Source organism: Allosphingosinicella sp., assembly GCF_036387615.1.
Classification (GTDB): domain Bacteria; phylum Pseudomonadota; class Alphaproteobacteria; order Sphingomonadales; family Sphingomonadaceae; genus Allosphingosinicella.
Genome location: NZ_DASVTH010000050.1, coordinates 1 through 2,364, shown reverse-complemented (window position 1 = coordinate 2,364; position 2,364 = coordinate 1). Strand labels below are relative to the sequence as shown.

The window sequence follows — 2,364 nt, the reverse complement described above, 5'->3', positions numbered from 1 at the left end:
GCCTTTCTCGACGCCCAGCGGGCCGCACACGTTCGTTCCCGCGCACGGGGCGGCTACTTGACCACGCTGACGATTATCGCCACGACGGCGATCACGGCGGCAATCCAGGCATTACGATTGGCAATCCAGGCAAGACGGTTGGCCTCGTCGGCGTGCTCAGTGGCTTCGTAGGCGTTTTTATCGGCCCGTCTGGCAAGCGCAAGCGGCTCGTTTTCCCGTGGGTCCTGCCGATCTTGCGCGTCGGCCTGCCTTTTTTCGGCCTGTTGAGCCAGCCAGTCCACAACAATAGGACGCTTCCTTTTGCTATAATCGCCTCGGACAAAGCTACGTCGGACCTCTTCCTCGTCTGTTTGATCTAGCGTTGCGCGAAATTGAGCGTCTTCTGACATGAGTTACCTTCACGGCGGCGGCGGAAGAATGCGATCGGTTCCTGCGCTCCTTTATCGTTAAAACGTTAAAGTTTTCCGCCCCAGACACGCTCGAAGCTAGAATATTGGGCCACATGTGTTGCAAGCGCGGGACGTCACTACAAGAACATCGCAGTGAGGCACTTCAGAAACACGCTGCGGCGGTGCTACGGCGCGATCTGAGTGATTGGCATCCTTGAAGAAACGGGCGCCAACGTACCCGTTCACCTCCCCTCCCATTGACGGTGTAGCGCGAGGAATTGGTCTGACGATATGAGGGTGGCATTCCCCGGCGGGTTCTGATTCTATGGCGGTATGACGCGCAAGGGGCCTGTTGATCTTTCCGGCATGGACCGCCGCTTCTTCGAGGCGCTGAGCCCGGACGCCCGGGTCGAGCTGCTGTGCCGGCTGCATGCGCTGGCGATCGAGCAGGCCGAGAAGCTGGCCCGGGATTCAACCAACTCGTCACGCCCGCCGTCGTCCGATGGCCCCTTCGCCCCCGCATCTGGGACCTCGGCTGGGGCGGAGCCGCCCGCGCCATCGGCCTCACCGCCCGCACCGGAACCCCCAGCCCGCTCCGGGCGCAAGCCCGGCAAGCAGCGCGGCAGCAAAGGGATCTGGCGGTGCGAGCCTCTTCAGGCCGAGCGCGACGAGAACCATTACCCGACACTCTGCGCCGCGTGCGGCACGCCGTTCGAGATGTGGGACCGCCAGAGCGGTCACAGCGCTCACTTCGTGCTCGACCTGGAGCGCACGGCCGGCGGCATCCGGATCGCCTGCGTGCGGCACCGTTATCATGCGCTCGAGTGCGCCTGCGGTGTCCAAACCGCCGCCCGGCCCGGTGTCGGCGTGCTGTCGACGGTGCCGGGGCGCTCGCGCGACCTGCTGCTGAGCGAAGCCTGTCTGGTCGGTCCCGCCCTGGCCACCTTCATCGCAGCCCTGTCGGTCCGTTATCACGTGTCGCGCGCCAAGATCCGCGAGTTCCTGGCCGTCTGGTTTGGCGTGCCGCTCTCGGTCGGCACGCTCGACCGCTGCATCCGGGAGGTCGGTGTCGCTTGCGAACCGGTCGTCGAGGATCTGCTCGGCGACCTGCGCCAGGCCGGGGTGATCCATGCCGACGAGACGCCGTGGAAGCAGCACGGCCGCCTGCGCTGGCTGTGGGTCGCGCTGTCCTCGAGCACCGCCATCTTCCACATCGGGTCGCGCCAGGGTGACGAGATCCGCGACCTGATCGGCGACGCCTTCCTGGGCTGGCTGGTCAGCGACGGCTACGGGGCCTATCGCAAGTTCAAGAAGCGGCAGCGCTGCCTGGCCCATCTGATCCGCAAAGGCGTCGCTCTAGCCGGCGGCCTCAACCCCCAGGGCGCCCACTTCGGGACGTGGCTGCTGCGCGAGATGCGCGGCCTGATCCACGAGGTCGCCGAGGGCACCGGCGCGCGCATCCTCAATCCAATGCTTGCCCGGCTGAAGCGGGCCTGCAAGCTTCACCGCGACGATGATGCCGAGAAGGTTCGGGCCCTCGCCCGCGAGATCCTCAACGATTGGACCGCCATCACCGCCTTCGTCACCAATCCCGATCTGCCCGCCACCAACAACGAAGCCGAACGTGCCCTGCGCGACGCCGTCATTGCCCGGCGGATCTCCAACGGCACCCGCTCCGAGGAGGGCTCGGCGGCCTACGCCGCCACTCTGAGCGTGTTCGAGACCTGCCGCCGCCGCGGCATCGAACCCTGGCAATACATCACCAATCTGCTGGCAAGGGCTCGTAAAAGCCTGCCCCATATCTCCATCCCGCTTCCAGCCTGACGGGGGGAGGTGAATGGGTACCGTCTCGATTTGAGGAAGGATGCCACCGTGCTCGATCCGATCAAGATCAAGGAGCGCCGCGGGCGCAGGGTGGCTGAAGGCGGGTCGGGATCCGAGTAGCAACGGAACTGTGGATAGCACAATGCCGTTG

General features: G+C 65.3%; 2 protein-coding genes. One reads left to right on the top strand and one right to left on the bottom strand.

Annotation, left to right across the window (positions count from 1 at the left end):
• Positions 1-53: 53 nt before the first annotated feature.
• Positions 54-281, bottom strand: a complete 228-nt coding sequence (locus tag VF631_RS10545; RefSeq protein WP_431850261.1) for a hypothetical protein — start codon at positions 279-281, stop codon at positions 54-56.
• Between the two features lie 441 nt (positions 282-722).
• Between VF631_RS10545 and tnpC the strand changes: the two genes are divergently transcribed.
• Entirely contained in the window at positions 723-2,213 is a 1,491-nt protein-coding gene (gene tnpC / locus VF631_RS10540; RefSeq protein ID WP_431850260.1) for an IS66 family transposase, read from the top strand.
• Positions 2,214-2,364: the final 151 nt, after the last annotated feature.

What these genes read in the sequence shown, in the direction of transcription:
- tnpC (WP_431850260.1), top strand. Translation starts at nt 723, where the DNA reads ATGACGCGCAAGGGGCCTGTTGATCTTTCCGGCATGGACCGCCGCTTC.